The 17,587-nt window shown below is 47.8% G+C and carries 14 protein-coding genes; 2 read left to right on the top strand and 12 right to left on the bottom strand.

Going from position 1 to position 17,587, the window contains the following annotated elements:
• Window positions 1-9: 9 nt before the first annotated feature.
• Window positions 10-1,038, bottom strand: a complete 1,029-nt coding sequence (locus tag ACRRNK_RS06335) for a LacI family DNA-binding transcriptional regulator (RefSeq protein ID WP_433945927.1) — start codon at window positions 1,036-1,038, stop codon at window positions 10-12.
• 153 nt (window positions 1,039-1,191) lie between these two features.
• Complete coding sequence (aspS, locus tag ACRRNK_RS06330) at window positions 1,192-2,970, bottom strand: aspartate--tRNA ligase (RefSeq protein WP_433945926.1); 1,779 nt, start codon at window positions 2,968-2,970, stop codon at window positions 1,192-1,194.
• 209 nt (window positions 2,971-3,179) lie between these two features.
• Between aspS and ACRRNK_RS06325 the strand changes: the two genes are divergently transcribed.
• Window positions 3,180-3,587, top strand: coding sequence for a hypothetical protein (locus ACRRNK_RS06325; protein ID WP_433945925.1), 408 nt, complete (start codon window positions 3,180-3,182; stop codon window positions 3,585-3,587).
• A gap of 5 nt (window positions 3,588-3,592) precedes the next feature.
• On the opposite strand, the gene hisS is transcribed toward ACRRNK_RS06325, so the two are convergent.
• From hisS to ACRRNK_RS06300, 5 genes are all read right to left on the bottom strand, one after another.
• Window positions 3,593-4,837, bottom strand: a complete 1,245-nt coding sequence (hisS, locus tag ACRRNK_RS06320; protein ID WP_433945924.1) for a histidine--tRNA ligase — start codon at window positions 4,835-4,837, stop codon at window positions 3,593-3,595.
• 843 nt (window positions 4,838-5,680) lie between these two features.
• Window positions 5,681-6,163, bottom strand: coding sequence for a hypothetical protein (locus tag ACRRNK_RS06315; RefSeq protein WP_433945923.1), 483 nt, complete (start codon window positions 6,161-6,163; stop codon window positions 5,681-5,683).
• Window positions 6,164-6,213: 50 nt separating this feature from the next.
• Entirely contained in the window at window positions 6,214-6,723 is a 510-nt protein-coding gene (locus tag ACRRNK_RS06310) for a type 1 glutamine amidotransferase domain-containing protein (RefSeq protein ID WP_433945922.1), read from the bottom strand.
• A 181-nt stretch (window positions 6,724-6,904) separates the two neighbouring features.
• Window positions 6,905-7,351: a D-aminoacyl-tRNA deacylase gene (gene dtd, locus ACRRNK_RS06305; RefSeq protein ID WP_433945921.1), complete on the bottom strand. Its 447-nt coding sequence runs from the start codon at window positions 7,349-7,351 to the stop codon at window positions 6,905-6,907.
• A gap of 16 nt (window positions 7,352-7,367) precedes the next feature.
• Window positions 7,368-9,539, bottom strand: a complete 2,172-nt coding sequence (locus tag ACRRNK_RS06300; RefSeq protein ID WP_433945920.1) for a RelA/SpoT family protein — start codon at window positions 9,537-9,539, stop codon at window positions 7,368-7,370.
• 304 nt (window positions 9,540-9,843) lie between these two features.
• Between ACRRNK_RS06300 and uraA the strand changes: the two genes are divergently transcribed.
• The gene (gene uraA, locus ACRRNK_RS06295; RefSeq protein WP_433945919.1) at window positions 9,844-11,133 is read left to right on the top strand and encodes a uracil permease; all 1,290 of its coding nucleotides are present in this window, start codon (window positions 9,844-9,846) and stop codon (window positions 11,131-11,133) included.
• A 148-nt stretch (window positions 11,134-11,281) separates the two neighbouring features.
• Here uraA and ACRRNK_RS06290 read toward each other — a convergent pair whose 3' ends face one another.
• The 5 genes from ACRRNK_RS06290 to secD form a co-directional block, all read right to left on the bottom strand.
• Window positions 11,282-11,794: an adenine phosphoribosyltransferase gene (locus ACRRNK_RS06290; protein WP_433945918.1), complete on the bottom strand. Its 513-nt coding sequence runs from the start codon at window positions 11,792-11,794 to the stop codon at window positions 11,282-11,284.
• 60 nt (window positions 11,795-11,854) lie between these two features.
• Window positions 11,855-14,263, bottom strand: a complete 2,409-nt coding sequence (gene recJ / locus ACRRNK_RS06285; RefSeq protein WP_433945917.1) for a single-stranded-DNA-specific exonuclease RecJ — start codon at window positions 14,261-14,263, stop codon at window positions 11,855-11,857.
• A gap of 36 nt (window positions 14,264-14,299) precedes the next feature.
• Window positions 14,300-15,259 carry a cation diffusion facilitator family transporter gene (locus tag ACRRNK_RS06280; protein ID WP_433945916.1) on the bottom strand — a complete coding sequence of 320 codons (960 nt, stop codon included), beginning with the start codon at window positions 15,257-15,259 and terminating at the stop codon, window positions 14,300-14,302.
• Window positions 15,260-15,355: 96 nt separating this feature from the next.
• Complete coding sequence (secF, locus tag ACRRNK_RS06275) at window positions 15,356-16,267, bottom strand: protein translocase subunit SecF (RefSeq protein WP_433945915.1); 912 nt, start codon at window positions 16,265-16,267, stop codon at window positions 15,356-15,358.
• Entirely contained in the window at window positions 16,257-17,513 is a 1,257-nt protein-coding gene (secD, locus tag ACRRNK_RS06270) for a protein translocase subunit SecD (RefSeq protein ID WP_433945914.1), read from the bottom strand. Before secD ends, secF begins: the two co-directional genes overlap by 11 nt.
• Between the last annotated feature and the right edge of the window lie 74 nt (window positions 17,514-17,587).

Below are 17,587 nucleotides of genomic sequence, written 5' to 3'. Positions count from 1 at the left end.
AATATAGGGTTAACTATATTTTTTGTATGGAATCGTGCTCTGGCGAACTGTGAGACTTACCGGAAGCACGACACTCCGTTTCATGGAGGAATTGTTACCCTTAATTTGATCCAAAAGCATCGTTACCGCGATCTGACCCTTACTCACAACATCCTGCTTGATTGTGGTCAATGAAGGAATCATGTAATGAGCATAAAAGATATCATCGAAGCCAACGACTGAAATATCATTCGGGACATGGAGTCCGATATCATGCAGACCCCGGATCAGACCCATAGCGGTAACATCGGAAAAGGCAAAAATCGCGCTAATGCTCTCCTTAAACCCAACTATCTTCTGTGCCGCCTGATATCCGCCTTGAATGGAGGAAGCCTGCTCAAATATAAGATTCGGATCGCTCTCTATGCCGGATTCTTTCATAGCCCGCAAGTAGCCCTGGTATCGGAGATAGTTAACCCCGCCCTCTTCCAGCTTTCCGGTAAGCACACCAATTGCTTCGTGGCCGAGTCCAATTAAGTGTTTGGTCCCCAAATATCCTCCAACCTCATCATTCAGATCTATTTGATACAAATCAGGATTAGTTAAATGGCTATCCAGAAAAACGCAAGGGATTCCCGTATCTAATATTTTGCGGTACGTATCCGACTGCTCATATCCACCAACTACGATCATTCCGTCCAAGTGGCGTTGACGTACAAATGAGAAGTCTTCGTCATCTTCAATACCTACCAGAATCACCTGCACTTCATGATGCCTAGCTCCATTCTCTACACCGCGAACAAGCTCCCAATAAAACAGATTATCCTGCAGCATCCCCTTCTCGATAAAAGGAACAACAATCGCAATGAGGTGTGAGTTCTTGTCCTTCAAGCTGCGCGCCGAAGCGCTCGGCACATATTGCTGCTCTTGTATGACTTGATTCACTCTGCTGATCGTCTTGGCAGATACCCTCCCTGTTCCGTTGATGACATTCGACACGGTTGCGATGGATACGTTTGCAATTCTGGCAATGTCTTTGATTGATACTTTATTGTTCATGTTGGCTCCTAACCTGATTAAACGTTACATCAATTAATTAGATTAAATCACTGAGATAAATAATTGTCAATTACTTTTTTGTAATTCCCCAAAGCCCATACAAAAAACCCCGAATGATAAAGAGATCACCCGGGGGATAAGTTAAATTGTTATTTATTTCTTCTCTTCTACCGGCTTTTTGGCCAGCTTGATGTGAAGTTGATCGATCTGTGCTGCATCCACTTCGGAAGGAGCGTTCATCAGCAGATCCGTTGCACTTGCTGTTTTCGGGAAGGCAATAGTCTCACGCAGGTTCGTACGGCCAGTTAAGAGCATAATAAGACGGTCGAAGCCAAAGGCCATTCCCCCGTGTGGAGGAGTTCCGTATTCGAATGCATCAAGCAGGTATCCGAATTTATCCTGTGCTTCTTCTGGGGAAATGCCCAGTGCTCTGAACATTTTCTCCTGAATCTCACGTTTGTAGATACGCATGGAACCGCCGCCCACTTCATAACCATTGAGAACAAGGTCATAGGCTTGGGCAAGAATTTGACCCGGATCTGTATCGAGCAGAGCCACATCTTCTTCACGCGGACTTGTGAACGGGTGGTGCTCAGCCACATAACGCTTCTGCTCTTCGTCCCAACCAAGAAGCGGGAAGTCTACAACCCATGCAAACTTAAATTTGCTGTCATCGATCAGACCCAGCTGACGTCCAATTTTGAGGCGCAGGTTCCCTAGAACATCTGCCACCACTTTCTTCGTATCCGCGGAGAAGAGCAGCAGGTCTCCCTCTTCAGCGTCTGTGCGCTCCTTAATGGCCTCGATCTCTTCCGGTGTAAAGAATTTCACGATAGGTCCTTTGAACTCGCCATCTTTGACCTGAATCCACGCAAGACCCTTGGCACCATAACGTCCAGCGAACACGCCAAGATCGTCAATTTCTTTACGGCTCCAGGTTCCGCAGCCTTTGGCGTTCAGAACTTTAACCTCGCCGCCTTTTTCGATGACGGAAGCAAATACTTTAACACCGCTCGCGGCCACAATATCACTTACCTGGATAAGCTCCAGTCCAAAACGCAGATCCGGCTTGTCCGAACCGTATTTGCCCATAGCATCGGCATAGCTTAGACGCTGGAACGGGGTTTCAATATCGACATTAATCGTCTCTTTGAATACACGTACCACCAGCTGCTCCATCATGCCCAGCAGCTCATCCTGAGTCAGGAAGGAGGTCTCGATATCGACCTGTGTAAATTCAGGCTGACGGTCTGCCCGAAGGTCTTCATCACGGAAGCAACGAGCGATTTGATAATAACGCTCAAGTCCTGATACCATCAGCAACTGCTTGTACAACTGCGGAGATTGAGGAAGTGCGAAGAATTCCCCGGCATGTACCCGGCTTGGTACGAGATAGTCTCTTGCGCCTTCAGGTGAGCTCTTGGTGAGAATTGGAGTCTCTACTTCAATAAATTGTTCTTTATCCAGGAAGTCACGGAACACTTTAGCCGCTTTGGAACGAATCCACAGCGTCTTTTGCATTTCTGGACGGCGCAGGTCAAGATAACGGTATTTCAGACGTACGGACTCGTCTACCTCTACTCCATCCTCGATGAAGAACGGAGGTGTCTTGGCTGCGTTAAGTACTTCGATTTCAGTAACCTGTACTTCGATTTCACCTGTAGGCAGGTTCGGGTTGACGGTCTCGGCAGCACGCTTGACAACTTTACCTTGAACGGCAATGACATATTCACTGCGGACACGGTCAGCAATCTGGAGAGCTTCTCCGGAGTATGCTGGGTTAAACACGACCTGCACGATCCCGCTGCGGTCACGAAGGTCGATGAAGAGCACGCCTCCAAGGTCACGGCGAGTCTGCACCCATCCGTTCAGTGTTACTGTTTCTCCAATGTTCGCGTTGCTCAGAGAGCCGCTTTGATGTGTTCTTTTCACTTGTATATTCCTCCTTGGATGGTGGTTGACCCTCCCAAACCCTCCCTAGAAGGGAGGGCCCCAAGGGCTCTGCCCTCTGGACACCCTGAATTTTGTCGTGGGAGCCAGGTGGGCGGTCTCTTGGTTGGGGGGAGCATGGATTCGCTTGTCGTCCCTGGCGGGACCCGCTTGGCTTTGTTCGTACTTGGGTACGGGAATGAGCTCGGCGGATGGTGATAATTTGGTGCATTAATGTATATGTTGACGTAATAGCCGCTTGCCGTCCCGTTGGGACCCGCTCTACGTTGGTGCTGCATATTGAGTGCCACTACGTGGTTGGAGCGCTCTCCCTGCGGGATTCGCTGGGGCTCGTGCGCGGAACTTCTTACTGCTACTTCGTGCGCGGAGCGCTCTCCCTGCGAGATTCGCTGGGGCTCGTGTGCGGAGCTTCTTACTGCTACTTCGTGCGTGGAGCGCTCTCCCTGCGGGATTCACTGGGGCTCGTAGTGGAGCTTTTTACTGCCACTTTGTGCTGGAGCGCTCTCCCTACGGGATTCACTGGGGCTCATGTGCAGAGCTCCTTACTGCCACTTCCTGCTTGGAGCGCTCTCCCTGCGGGATTCGCTTGGGCTCTGTAAGCCCTTTACTTCAACTCGTTCGCAAGATCCTCCAGCTTTACAGTACGCTGCTCGCCGGTCTCCATGAATTTAACGGCGATCTCGCCGCGGGCCAGCTCATCATCGCCCAGGATGGCGGTGTAACGGGCCTGCATACGGTCAGCTGACTTGAACTGGGCTTTCATTTTGCGGCCCAGATAATCCCTCTCTGCTGAGATACCCACTTGACGCAGCTTGAACAACTGCTTGGTGATTTCTTTATCGGCTTCCTCACCAAGGGCAACAAGATATACGTCAAGCGGCTTGATGCCTTGAATCTCGATGTTCTGATTCTCAAGAATGAGCTGAATACGCTCAAGTCCAATCGCCAAGCCTACGCCTGGCTGGTCTGGTCCGCCAACTTCAGCGACCAGGCCGTTATAACGTCCGCCGCCGCCGACGGTATCAATGGCTCCAATGCCTTGGGCTTTATACTCGAACGCGGTCAAGGTGTAATAGTCAAGCCCGCGTACCAGGCGGTGATTGATCGTGTAATCCACACCCATCTCGGTCAAGTAAGTCTTCACTTGTTCGAAATGGCTTAGACATTCTTCATCAAGACTGTCCAGAATGGACGGTGCATTTGTGAATTTAGCTTGGTCTACCTTGCAATCGAGCACCCGCATAGGGTTACGATCAATTCTGGACTGGCAGTCCTTGCACAATGTCTCTCTCATTGGTGTTAGAAAAGCAATCAGCTTCTCGCGGTAATCCGCACGACTCTGAGGATTGCCGACCGAGTTAATCTCTGCCGTGACGCCTTTAAGTCCGAGTTCCCTGCACAGCTCATATCCCAGCGAGATCACTTCCGCATCGATCGCAGGATCAATCGCTCCAATGGCTTCAATCCCGAACTGATGGAACTGGCGCTGGCGACCCGCCTGTGGACGCTCATAACGGAACATCGGTCCAATATAATAGAGCTTGCTCACATCAGGTTCGCCGTACAGCTTGTTCTCCACGTAAGAACGAACAACTCCGGCGGTACCCTCCGGACGCAGCGTCATGCTGCGGTCTCCTTTATCGAGGAAGGTGTACATTTCTTTCTCCACTATGTCTGTTGTCTCACCCACACCGCGTTCGAACAGGGATGTCTGTTCAAATATCGGTGTGCGAATCTCCCGGTAATTAAAGCGCCGGCACAGATCCCTTGCCTTCTCTTCAATGAACTGCCACCGCTCCACAACGCCGGGCAGCAGATCCTGAGTGCCTGTTGGTTTTTGAAAGCCCATGGTTTATCCTCCACTTTGTTAACGTAATAACGGATCAGCAAGCTCAATCCACTTAAGCTTACCTCAATATCCGTGAAAAAATAAAAGTCCCCCACCCCTGTCATAACAACAGGGACGAGAGACTGGATATCCTATCACTCGTGGTGCCACCCACATTCCGGACAACCTCAGTTAACTTACTAATCATAGATGGATTAGAAGAACATACAACTTACTGGTATCCGCTTTATACGGTTAACGCCCGCCTACGTCTCCAGCTACTGAGGATGTTCCCCGTTCGCTGACGATTCTCTGGGAGGTCTTTCATACAGCCATCACCGGAATTCTTACAGCCTGACCACCTCAAGTGAATGCTTCACTCAAGTAGGTTCTGGAATTCCTCTCTGTGGGCTTGGAGCTGGATTACTTTGTCCCGTCATTGAAGTTATTTTATGGTTCATGGTACATAGAAGTTTTTTTCATTGTAAGAAACGTGGAACACAAAGTCAAGACTCTAAGAAAGAAAAAAACCTGCCGGCATCGCCGCAGGTCCAGTCATGATATATTAAAAGGGGGTCATGCTTTTATTATAGACAGCCTTTGTTAAGGAATCGTGAAGAGCAGATTACAGTTGTATTACATAAAAGAAAGCGCTTTATATAAATAGTGATCCAAAGTATCCCTTACCTTCATCGATATCGTTATGACTTTTACAACCAGCGCAAAAACACCTCCAAGGTGAGCTTCCCTATCTTGCGACAGATTAGTTCATTCTCTTGAAGGTGTTTTGATTTGTACCAAGCAGCAGTGCCGTTCATGGCCCCTTAGCGAGAATTGTGTTTTACAGCAATTGTGCTGTTTTCATTAATCAAGCAATTCCACATAGGCTCCTTGGGAGCGAAGCTTGTTAATAACACCCTCCACTTCTGTCTCTTTGACCGTAGCACTGAGCACATATTTCAGATCGTCGTAGTTATAACTCGATGAGACCTGAGTATCTTCACGACGGTCACGCTGGTGCTCATCATTCGCTGTATTTATATAACCATTATCTGTTCCATCGTTCGCCTCGTCATTCAGAGCAGCCAGTGGAATAATCGCCTGAGGACCATTCGTGCCTGTGAACCCGGAAGCCCCATATGCTCCGCTGCCAAGAACAGCACCTCCAACAATCGTTGTTCCCAGGTTATTCGCCGATATTACAGGTCCGAGCAGATTGTTATTGCTTGTGAGTGTGTTTTCCAAGGCCCCAGTCTCCAAATGCTCCGTTTCGAAAGAGAGCAAACTTGTTTTGGCCCCTTCAGCCTGGCTTTCCGTCTCAAAATAAGCTTGAATATGTTTACTCATATAAATCTCTCCTTTGTCACATTGGAATGGTAAGCCTTCTAACTCCTCAGTTACGATAACTTCCTTAGTATTTCCCGCACAAATGCAGGTTCATCTTTAGGGGTACGCGAAGATATGAAGTTCCCGTCCACGACAACTTCTTTATCCTCAAAATTCGCCCCGGCGTTAACTACATCATCCTTCAAAGGTGGATATGAGGTTAATGTACGTCCTTTGGCAAGTCCGGCACTGATCAGAATTTGAGGCCCATGGCAGATAGCCGCAATCGGCTTCTTAGCTTCATCAGCTTTCTTCACAAAGCTTAGGATATCAGAATCCAGGCGAAGATTCTCAGGAGAGGAACCTCCAGGTATTACGACAGCATCGTAATCCGCCGCATTTACATCCGAGATGGCTTTATCGGTAGTATACTCGGCCTTGCCCTGCTTACCCTTAAGTGCTTCTCCCGCTTTTAATCCTATAATATCAACCTCATGTCCGGCTTTCTTTACTTCGTCATAAGGAACCTGCATTTCGGAATCTTCAAACGCATTGGCCAGTAAAAAAGCTACTTTGCTCATCGCCTTGTCAATCTCCTTTCCGTAACAGCTCTTCGTTTTGTTATTACCCGATTGACCGTCGTTTATAACAAGCCAGACTTGTTATTCGGCTAAAGTCCCCTGCTGCAGACAACAAAAAAACCACTCCTCCCGAAGGAGTAGCGGTTCTGCAATATTAACAACATGCCACCATTTGAGCCACCTAAGGTTGCGGGCTCTCCAATATAATCGTTACAGGTCCCCAATTGGTCAGCTCCACGTCCATATCTGCTCCAAATTGACCTGTCTGAACCTCAAGGCCTTTAGCCCTTAGCAGCTCATTAAACCGCTCATAGAGCACCTCGGCCGTCTCAGGCTTGGCCGCAGCCATAAAGTTAGGACGCTTGCCCTTACGACAGTCACCGTAGAGTGTGAACTGCGAGACCGAGAGAATGCTCCCCGCCATATCCTGGACACTCAAATTCATCTTCTCGTTGTCATCTTCAAAAATCCGAAGACCAGAAATCTTATCGGCGAGATACACGGCATCCTTCTCCGTGTCGTCGTGCGTTATGCCTACAAGCAGCATCAGCCCCGGTCCGATCGCGCCGACGATTTCATCTTGAACCTTAACCTGAGCCTGCTTACATCTCTGTATAACCACTTTCATGTCTTAAGCTGCCCCTTTATTGCATAATCCGGTGAACGGTATAAACATCCTTGATCCGCTTAATTTTATCGACTACGGATTGTAAATGCTCTGTATTGCGGATCAGAATCGTCATGTGAATCAAATCCATCTTGTTCTTGTCCGAACGTCCGGATACGGCTGACATATTCGTCTTGCTCTCCGAGACAGCCTGAAGCACTTCATTTAGCAGTCCACGGCGGCTGTGTCCGGTAATCTCGATATCCACGCTGTAGTTGGCCTCAATGGATTCTTCCCACTCAACCTCGATCACCCTTGCCGCTTCTTCCCCATCTTCCTGGGAAGGAATATTCGGGCAGTCAGTCCGGTGAACCGAGACACCGCGGCCGCGTGTAATATAACCAACGATATCATCACCGGGAACCGGATTGCAGCATCTGGCGAACCGCACAAGCAGGTTATCGATACCTTTAACGGTTACCCCGTTCGTCGGGCGTTTCTTCTCCGCAGATGGGGCTTTCATCTCTTTGACTTCCGAGGTCAACTGGATAATGCCTGCCTCATCCTGCTCCTTGCGGAGCTTCTCCGTAACCTTGGTACACACCTGGGACGCGGTAAGGCCGCCAAAGCCGACAGCCGACAGCATATCTTCGACATCGTTGAAAGCGAATTTCTTGGCCGCTTCCATCAGTTTGTCGTCAGACATGTACTGGGACGGATCAACTCCTGCGCGTTTGAGCTCGCGCTCGATCGCTTCCCGGCCCTTCTCCACGTTCTCTTCCCGCTTTTCTTTCTTGAACCACTGCTTGATCTTGCTCCGTGCATGAGAAGACTGGGCAATCTTGAGCCAGTCCTGACTCGGTCCATAGGAGTGCTTGGAAGTCAGAATTTCCACAATGTCCCCGGTCTTCAGCTTGTGGTCAAGGGGAACGATGCGGCTGTTCACTTTGGCGCCAATGGTTCTGTTCCCTACCTCGGTATGAATCCGGTAAGCGAAGTCGAGCGGCACAGAACCGGCTGGCAGCTCAATAACTTCCCCTTGCGGAGTAAATACAAAGACAAGGTCGGAGAAGAAGTCCATCTTGAGTGACTCTACGAACTCAGAAGCATCCTTAGCTTCATGCTGAAGCTCAAGGATTTCTCTGAAGAACGGCATTTTTTGAGGTCCCGCATTCTCGGAGCCCTCTTTGTAAGCCCAGTGTGCCGCGATACCGAATTCCGCGGTTCTGTGCATTTCATAAGTCCGAATCTGCACCTCGGTCGGTTCCCCGGTAGGTCCCACAACGGTGGTGTGAAGAGATTGATACATGTTCGCCTTTGGCATGGCGATATAATCCTTGAACCTGCCCGGCATCGGCTTCCACAAGGTATGAATAATTCCCAAAGTAGCGTAGCAATCTTTGATATTATCAACAATAATACGAATCGCAAGCAGATCGTAAATCTCGTTGAACTGCTTATTTTTCGTGGACATTTTCTTATATACACTATATAAATGCTTAGGACGGCCTGAGAGATCCGCTGAGATCCCCATCTCCGCCAGCTTTTCAGATATTCGTGAAATTACGTTCTCAATATATTCCTCGCGTTCAGCGCGCTTCTTATGCATCAGATTAGCAATGCGATAATATTGCTGGGGGTTCAGATATCTTAAACAAATATCCTCCATCTCCCATTTGATAGCCGAGATACCCAGTCTGTGTGCAATCGGGCAAAAGATCTCCAGCGTCTCATAGGCAATTCTGCGCTGGCTTTCCTCAGACTGATACTTAAGCGTCCGCATATTATGCAGCCGGTCCGCAAGCTTAATAACGATGACCCGGATATCCTGTGCCATCGCAATGAACATTTTGCGGTAATTTTCATTCTGCTGCTCTTCTTTGGATTGAAACCGGATTCGTTCAAGCTTCGTCAGGCCGTCCACGAGCATGGCACAGTCGCTGCCGAACTTCTCCTTGATTTCCTTAAGAGATACGGTAGTATCTTCAACGACGTCATGAAGCAGAGCTGCGATAATGGACAAGGAGTCCATCTGCATGCCCACGACAATTTCTGCAACCGCCAGCGGATGCAGTATATAAGGTTCGCCGGATTTCCGCACTTGTCCGTGATGGGCTTGTTCAGCGAAATCATAGGCTTCCCTGATACAGACTATATCCTGTTCGTTAATGTAGGCAGATGCCTTCTCGAGTAATCGCTCAATGCCCATTGAATCTTATTCGTTTCCTTTCCTGGTAACAAGGCATACGCCTCTTCACGAAGCCGTATCCCTATTTTTATTTTCTATAATTATGACGCTTGGGAGGTACCACGTCAACTCTTGAGCCTGCAATGATACAGGTGATTTGCTAGAAATGAGGGAATTTCTTGATTTTGTTGTTGTAAAATGTCGATGATGTCATTAATCTATTAAAGATGCACAGACTATGTGGATTGGACTAAAGACTGCGTGTCGACTTCTTAACTCTTTAGTTCATTCCACATAAGCATAAAAAAGAGGAGTGACTTTAATTTTGCAACGCGAAATACAAGTGAATGAGAAAGTACCCTTTGGGCCGGGGATATTACTGAGCCTGCAGCATTTGTTCGCCATGTTCGGCAGCACCGTGCTGGTGCCCAATCTGTTCCACGTAGACCCGGGAATGATCCTGCTGATGAACGGGATCGGAACTCTGCTGTACATCCTAATATGTAAGGGCAGAATCCCTGCCTATCTGGGATCAAGCTTTGCCTTTATATCCCCTGTGCTGGGTGTGCTGGCATCTCATCCTGGAAATGGATACAGTTTGGCACTGGGAGCTTTTATTGTTACAGGCGTGATTTTTGTCCTTGTAGGTCTTCTCGTTAAATATGCGGGAACCTCCTGGATCAATGTGGTGTTCCCTCCGGCGGCAATGGGAGCCATCGTGGCCATCATTGGTCTCGAGCTTGTTCCGGTAGCAGCAGGCATGGCGGGTATTATTAATTCTGATCCTACCAAGGCATGGGTTCCTGACACGACCTCGATTCTCCTCTCCCTCGTAACCTTGGGAGTAACCATTCTGGGTGCAGTATTGTTTAGAGGATTCCCCAAGATTATTCATATCCTGATCGGAATTGTCACAGGTTACCTGCTCGCCTACGGCTTAGGGAAGGTGAATACGGCAGCTATTGCTAAGGCGGATTGGATCTCATGGCCTAAAGTATCAACACCTCATTGGGACTGGTCGGCGATTATTGCGATTATTCCCGTCGCGCTGGTAGTAATCGTAGAGCATATTGGACACCTTCTTGTGACCAGCAATATTGTGGGTAAGGATTTGTCCAAAGATCCAGGACTTCACCGTTCGCTGCTCGGTAACGGGATCTCGACCATCCTGTCCGGTTTTGTCGGTTCTACTCCAAACACCACCTATGGTGAGAACATTGGAGTTATGGCACTGACGAGAGTGTACTCTATTTACGTCATTGGAGGAGCATCGATCTTTGCAATCCTGCTCTCCTTCTCAGGGAAATTCTCGGCTGTTATTGCCAACATTCCCACGCCTGTTATGGGCGGAGTTTCTTTGCTGCTCTTCGGCGTAATCGCTGCTTCAGGTCTTAGAATTTTCGTTGAACAGAAAGTCGACTTCTCTAAAGCAACCAACATGATTCTTGCTACCGTGATCCTTGTGATCGGAATCAGCGGCGCCAAGCTTACAATCGGTACCGTTGAACTTAAAGGAATGGCTCTAGCGACCATTGTCGGTATCCTGTTCTCCCTGTTCTTCAAGCTGATTGAAGTGCTGGGACTGTCGAATGACAAGGAAGAAGCGCAGCATTAATTGTTATCAAACAACCACAAATAGAGCCCGTCAAAAACAGAATGTTCTGTTTTTGACGGGCTCTATTAATTGTTCTGCCTTTAAGGCGGATGAGTTGACTCTCCGAATGAATATTTCCCGGGAAAGTCAACCTAATTCCATTTCATGATTAATAAGTAACCAAAGATACGATATCAACACCCGGCAGCTTCGCGCGTCCGTTCAAGTCTGCAAGCTCAATCAGGAATGCGGCTCCTGCAATGTTGCCTCCGAGCTGCTTGACCAACTGTACTGAAGTAGAGATTGTGCCGCCTGTTGCCAGGAGATCATCCGCAATCAGGACATTCTGGCCTGGCTTGATGGCATCACTGTGCATAGCCAGACGGTCTTTACCGTATTCCAGATCATATTCGATCTCAATGGTATCTGAAGGAAGCTTACCGCTCTTGCGAATAGGCACAAAGCCAACACCCAAAGCATACGCAAGCGGTGCGCCAACCACGAATCCACGAGCTTCTGGACCGGCAATCAGGTCGATTTTCATATGAGAAACCATTTTCTTAAGCTCATCAATGGCTTGGCGGTATTTGTCTCCGTCATTTAGCAGTGTTGTAATATCTTTAAAGCTGATTCCCGGTTGCGGGAAATCTGGAATCACTCGGATATAATCTTTGAAATTCATTGTAATCTCTCCTTCTAGTCTTAACCAATCTGAATTGTAGGTGACTTGCACAAGCCGGATTCAGGACACCCCTGTATTCCTAGCTAACATCCATGCTGCTACTTGGGCAGCTTTCCCATTTAACAGCATATGCTCCATCTCAGCCATTGAACCAATCCTTCTATACCTGGATGAGCTTTCTAATGGCTGTTTGGACGGGTTAGGATTAAGCATAAATCTGCCGTTATCCTTGCTTAGGAATTGGAGTTCTTCAAACACTTCCAAGACCAGTCTAATCATTCGGTTAGACATTCCTGTCTGACGGACTAAGCGGCTCAGAAGCTGCTCCTCTGTCATGGATGCAGATGAAGACTGACGAATCATTGCATACACCCTTTTGAAGCTGTCTCTTGTAGGAATCTCAACCCGTTCATGCTTGTCCTGTTGTCCATGAACTAATATAACACGCTCAAGCTGTGGAAAAGAAGCCAATATGGAATCTAGTTGTTCCGCTGTCTCCGGAAGCTCAAGCATGAATACACTGGTGACTGAAACGCAATCTTTATCATTATCGGGAATTCCGGAAGACTGGATTAATCCAGCGTCTCCATCATATACCCAAATCGGAGTATCCACCAAATTTCTACGGAAGCGTTCAGCGGAGGTCTGCCTGCATACAGCAGCTGTCTGAGTAGACTGCCCGGAACCAAGCCCTTCCAGCTTCCTCGTGAATTCATCTATACGACTCAGCGGTGATGAGGATGCCCTGAAGTCAAATATCTGTAAATGAGAAACAGCCAAATCCTGAATCATCAGCTGAGGCTTGACAGCCCCATTCCACTCGTTAATCCCGGCCTCAACTACAAGGTCAATACGAGCACTTTCTATCAGAAAGTCCGCTAGATATCCTTTGCCAAAAGCTATTGCTTCCATAACCGCATCATTTTGCCTTAAGACAAGCTTCAGATGATTGCTCTCTCTTCCCATCTTGCGGCTCTCAACTAGAGATGCACCCCGAATCATCATACGGGGACACGGATTGTCCATACCGAAAGGAGCCATGGCCTCAAGCTCTCTAATTAAGGGAATAGTAATCTCGTCCAATGTACACTCCAGATCAGCTGTAATAACCGGAATAAAGTGCTCCTCATTCAAAATGGTTGCCGCATATTCATTGAGCCGCCGCTCGAATGCGTCTAGCGCATCCTTATGCAAGGACATTCCCGCTGCTGCTGTATGTCCTCCGTAATGATCCAGAAGGTCTGCACATTCGGTAAGGGCTTCATACAGATCGAATCCAGGGATTGAACGGGCAGAGCCCTTACATTCTCCCGTGTCGGGATTTATCCCCAGAATAATTGTCGGACGATAATAGCGCTCCAGAATTTTGGAAGCAACAATTCCTACGACACCAACATTCCAGCCTTCTCCCGCGATCACTATGACGTCAGGAATTTTCTTTCCGTTCTGGATATCATTGTCCACACGCTCAGCAGCCTCTTGTACCATATTCTCTACCATCTGCTGACGCTCGCGATTAAGAAGATCCAGTTCAGTTGCAATTTCTTCTGCTTCGTCATGATCTTCTGTTGTGAGCAGGCCCACTGCGCGCTTGGCATGACTGAGTCTCCCGCTCGCATTAATACGAGGCGCCATACTGAATCCTACCGTGGTGGAGTTAACCGAATTCTCTTTCCCTCCTGCTACCCTTAGCAGTGCGGCAGCCCCGATTATAGGATGATCCGACATGGACTGCAGCCCCCGACTGACCAGAACGCGATTCTCATCCACTAAAGGCATCAAATCCGCAATGGTTCCTAAGGCAACTAACTGCAGCCAATCTATAGGCACTTCCTGTATAAGTGCAGACGCCAGCTTATAGGCTACTCCCACACCGGCCAGTCCCTTAAAAGGATAGGGACAGGTTGGAATCTTGGGATTAATCAGAGCAAAGGCCCCCGGAAGCTGAGCCGGAGGCTCATGGTGATCTGTAACTATGACGTCTATTCCAAGTTCCCCAGCATGCTGGATCTGTTCCACAGCACTTATCCCGGTATCTACTGTTATAATTAGGGATACTCCATTTCGTTTTGCCTCATCAATGGCATGAATATGCAGTCCATACCCCTCTTTGGAACGATGGGGGATGTAATAATCGAAAGAAGCACCCAGGTGGCGCATTAACCTTATCATTAGCGAAGTGGACGAGACGCCATCTGCGTCATAATCTCCATATATCAGAATATGCTCACCCGTCTCGATGGCACGCCGAATCCGCGGAACAGCCTCTTTCATCCCGCTTAACAAGTAAGGATCATGAAGATCTCCAAAGCTCCCGCGAATAAATTTATCGGCCGACTCCGGGTCTGCCAATCCACGACGAAGAAGCAGCTCAGCAAAAACAACCGATATCTTCATATCCTTTGCAAGCTGCTCAGCCATCTGCCGCTCTGATTGCTGACATTTCCAATTATATTTGGACTTGATCAAGTTATAGCTCCCCTTCCTTACAACAAACCGGAATTGCTATTGAAGCAAGGTAGGCATGTCTGTATTTGAATTCTCATGGTTCGATTTATAGGGGTAGACCGGATCATAGGGAAGTACATGGATATTCACATCACTTACATGAGAGAACCGATGCATGAGCAGAGCTTTAGCCCGGTTGGCAATATCTTTTGCTTCAATAACCGTGATCCGGGGATTCACACATATTTTGGCTTCTACAGTTACGTAGTGCCCTTGCTCATGCGCCCGAAGATCTTGCACCATAATAACACCATGCACTCTTTGTACTGTCTCTACAAAACTGACTGCATCCTCGTCTTGAAGCTCCTGTGCCAACGTGCCATAGATGGATGTGACCACCATACGATAACCTCTCCACAACACGAAGCAGGCAATCAGAAGTCCGGCAGCCGGGTCCAAATACAGTAGACCTTCTATACCCAAGGCACCGCCAGCCATAGATCCAAATACTCCAATAAGTACAGCAATAGAAGAATACAAGGAAAAACGGCGGGTCTCCAGAAAAGCTCTTCCTAGTTCTTCCCCATGTTTCTTAGACTGACGGAACTGATACTGAAATACTGCCTCTTTGAGGGCTACGGCAATAACAACAGTTACTCCTGACATGTAGGCCGGAGCCTTGACGTCTCCAATCGACATCTGTTTGATGGATGAAATGGCTATTTGTAAGGCACCCATCAGCAAAAAGACCGTGAACATGATGATAAGGAGCGGGTCGCCCTCCTTGGACGATCTCACAGATCGCTCCCGCTGAAGGCTGTGTTCTTTGAATCCTGGCAATTGAATCTTTCCGGATAACCCCTCGGCTGCTTCAGAAGCAGAGTAGAGTGCATCTCCTATTAAAGCCTTACTATCGCACAACAGTCCTACTACGCCTTTAAATATAGCCAATGTAAAATTGTTGATAATTCCGGTCCATGCAGCTGCTTCAGAATGAGCGTCATACTTGCTAGTCATAGAATCCCCTCCTGGTCACTGACATGACCGCGAAAGAGCAGAAAGCCGCGTCACACGCAGACGCGGCTTTCTCTAATGCTCTGGCGGATCATTTGATTAAGTCGTTGTTTTGGACGGTTTGGATTTAACATTCTTCTGCAAGCCTTTAAGAACATACCATAGTGGGCTCGCAATAAAGATAGATGAATATGCACCGCACAAAAGTCCGATTACCATGGCAAGTGAGAACATACGAATGGACTCACTACCAAAGATAAGCAAACACACTGAGGCAATAAACACAGTAAATACGGTATTGATTGAACGCGTCATAGTTTGAGAAATACTCTTGTTCACGACATCATGCAAATCCGTATGTGTCTTGATCTTGGCAAAACGCATATTCTCACGAACCCGGTCAAATATAACGACGGTATCATTGATGGAATAACCAACGATGGTCAGTACAGCAATGATGAAGGTCAGGTTAACTTCCAAGCGCAGGATGGAGAATATCGTGATGACCAGAAATGCATCATGCAGCAGCGCAACAATCGCGGCCACCGCAAACCGCCATTCGAAGCGGATGGTGACATACACAATAATACCAAGGCTCGCAAGCAATACCGCGTAGATCGCGTTCTGCTGAAGTTCACGGGCCATTTCAGGATCTACCGTGTTGACTTCTGCCGAGGCGTTCTTATCGATATCTTTAATTAGAGCAGCTTTAAGATCAGATTCCTGGTTAGGAGTCAGCACCTCAGGGAAACGAATATTTACACGCCCGGTGCCCGGGGTAATCTGAACATCCTTTTGATTGAGCTTGGTCTCTACAAGGACCTTCTCGATATCCTGTTTTGTTACATCTTTGGTGATCTTTACATCCACATTAGAACCAGAACGGAAGTCTACCCCATAATTCAGTTTGAATACGGACAGACTAATTATTCCTGCAATCGTTAGTACGATGGAAAAGATATAAAAATACTTACTCGCTTTAACAAAGTCATAATTCCACTTAGAGCGCATTTATTTCACTCTCCTTTACACCAAGCATTTTGGGGCTCTTGATAATATTCCCCTTAACCAGAAGATGCAGGAGATATCGGGAGAAGAAAATGTTCGTAATGATACTGACGATCAGGTCGAGCATCAGAACAAAAGCAAAGCCTTTAACTGCACCGGTTCCCAGACCGAACATGACTGCCGCTGCAATAAAGGTCGTTACATGCGCATCCATAACGGTACGGAAGGAGACTCTGCTGCCGGCTTTAACCGCGGACAGAATGCTTTTTCCGCTTCTAAGCTCTTCTTTGATCCGCTCGTCGGTAATGATGTTGGCATCTACCGCCATACCAATACCTAAGATGAAAGCGGCTATACCCGGCAATGTCAGGGTTACACCTGCAAAATAGAAGAAGGCAATCAGCAGCCAGGTGTATACAATCAAGGTGAAGCTTGCGATCAATCCCGGAATTCGGTACACCAGAATCATGAAAGCCAGAATGATCAACGAGCCAATGATACCGGCTTGCAAAGTTTGATCCAGTGACAGCTTACCTAGCGTGGCACCTACACTTTGCGAATATTTCTCGGTTAGTTTGAGTGGCAGAGCACCCAGATTAATCTTATCACTCAAATCTTTAGCCTGATCTTTGGTGTATCCTCCACTGATCGAGGCTGTGCCGTCAGTGAGCACAGCTCGTACCACTGGAGCATAGAGCAGCGTATCGTCCATGAAGATCGCAAGCTCCTTATTGAGGAGGCGAGTTGTGATATCTGCGAGCTTCGACTTATCTTTAACTTTAATGCTTACTTCATAATATTGATTCAATTGGTCAGGATGGTAAGAAGCGCCGTTCTCAGCGAACTCATTTCCGTACAATTCAATCTTGTTGTATTGACCCGCACTCTTCTCCGTCCCATCCTTGCTTCGGAACGTTAGCGTTGCAGGTTCTTGCATTTTCTGGCGAACAACCTTCTCGTCCGTTACACCAGGCATTTTCAGACGAATACGGTTCGTCCCTTCCGTTGTAACGTCAGGTTCACTTGTTCCGAGCTTATTTGCCCGTTTCTCAATGCTCTTTGCCGTCTCCTGCAAAGCATCCTTGGTTACCTTACCGCCAGCTTCGATTGGAGTAGCTTCATACAGAATCTCGAAGCCTCCCTTCAGATCCAGACCAAGGTTAATGTCCTTAAGCAAACTGGGGGTTGTCCCTACCATAACCGCCGCGGTCACTACCACAACGACTAGGAATGTGATGATCCTTTTCATCCCGTTCTTTGTTCCCCTTTCATTCTCAATATTCCTATTATAGCACGTGGGAAAAGACCGTCAATTTATCAAAT

The organism is Paenibacillus sp. SN-8-1 (genome assembly GCF_050995535.1).
Classification (GTDB): domain Bacteria; phylum Bacillota; class Bacilli; order Paenibacillales; family Paenibacillaceae; genus Fontibacillus.
The sequence above is the reverse complement of the archived record's forward strand: the minus strand, read 5'-3'. Positions and strand labels throughout refer to the sequence as shown.

Excerpts from the sequence above, each read along its gene's own strand:
- ACRRNK_RS06335 (WP_433945927.1), bottom strand. The coding sequence starts at position 1,038 with ATGAACAATAAAGTATCAATCAAAGACATTGCCAGAATTGCAAACGTA.
- ACRRNK_RS06325 (WP_433945925.1), top strand. The coding sequence starts at position 3,180 with ATGGTGATAATTTGGTGCATTAATGTATATGTTGACGTAATAGCCGCT.
- hisS (WP_433945924.1), bottom strand. The coding sequence starts at position 4,837 with ATGGGCTTTCAAAAACCAACAGGCACTCAGGATCTGCTGCCCGGCGTT.
- ACRRNK_RS06315 (WP_433945923.1), bottom strand. The coding sequence starts at position 6,163 with ATGAGTAAACATATTCAAGCTTATTTTGAGACGGAAAGCCAGGCTGAA.
- ACRRNK_RS06310 (WP_433945922.1), bottom strand. The coding sequence starts at position 6,723 with ATGAGCAAAGTAGCTTTTTTACTGGCCAATGCGTTTGAAGATTCCGAA.
- dtd (WP_433945921.1), bottom strand. The coding sequence starts at position 7,351 with ATGAAAGTGGTTATACAGAGATGTAAGCAGGCTCAGGTTAAGGTTCAA.
- ACRRNK_RS06300 (WP_433945920.1), bottom strand. The coding sequence starts at position 9,539 with ATGGGCATTGAGCGATTACTCGAGAAGGCATCTGCCTACATTAACGAA.
- ACRRNK_RS06290 (WP_433945918.1), bottom strand. The coding sequence starts at position 11,794 with ATGAATTTCAAAGATTATATCCGAGTGATTCCAGATTTCCCGCAACCG.
- ACRRNK_RS06280 (WP_433945916.1), bottom strand. The coding sequence starts at position 15,259 with ATGACTAGCAAGTATGACGCTCATTCTGAAGCAGCTGCATGGACCGGA.
- secF (WP_433945915.1), bottom strand. The coding sequence starts at position 16,267 with ATGCGCTCTAAGTGGAATTATGACTTTGTTAAAGCGAGTAAGTATTTT.
- secD (WP_433945914.1), bottom strand. The coding sequence starts at position 17,513 with ATGAAAAGGATCATCACATTCCTAGTCGTTGTGGTAGTGACCGCGGCG.